Here is a 635-nt window from a genome sequence, read left to right on the forward strand (position 1 = left end):
GCTGCTCCAGCTACCCAAGGTGCTAATAAGCCGATGGCTGCAATTGGAATACCTGCTGAATTGTAAGCTAGTGCCCAAAATAGATTTTGACGAATGTTTCTCATCGTTTTTCTACTAAGGTCGATTGCTTTCGGAATTAACGTTAGTTCTCCACCCATTAGGGTTATATCGGCTGCTTCAATGGCAACATCTGTCCCAGTACCGATGGCGATACCGACATCTGCTGTTGCTAGAGCTGGTGCATCATTAATTCCATCACCAACCATGGCAACTTTCTTCCCTTGTTGCTGTAGTTCCTTCACATGGTTTGCTTTTTCTTCAGGAAGTACCTCTGCAAATACATGTTGAATTCCTACCTGTGAAGCAATGGCTTGTGCCGTTCTTTCGTTGTCTCCTGTCATCATATATACTTCAATACCTTGTGATTGTAGTTTGTCGATAGCTTCTTTTGCTGTTTCTTTTACTGTATCCGCCACTGCAATCACACCAGCTAGGTGTCCTTCTATCGCGATCATCATCGCTGTTTTTCCTTCTTTTTCAAAGGTCTCTAGCTTTTCATTATAAGAATGGAAGTCTACTTGATGTTTGTTCATAAGCTTGCGTGTTCCAGCTAGCACATCTTTCCCTTCAATACG

1 protein-coding gene is annotated in these 635 nt (G+C 42.7%); it reads right to left on the bottom strand.

The genetic code is table 11. From position 1 onward, the window contains the following. A partial coding sequence (locus SLH52_RS23275; RefSeq protein WP_320211565.1) for an HAD-IC family P-type ATPase occupies positions 1-635 on the bottom strand: 635 nt, incomplete at both ends.

The sequence above is a fragment of the Cytobacillus sp. IB215665 genome, assembly GCF_033963835.1.
Lineage (GTDB): Bacteria > Bacillota > Bacilli > Bacillales > SM2101 > Nanhaiella.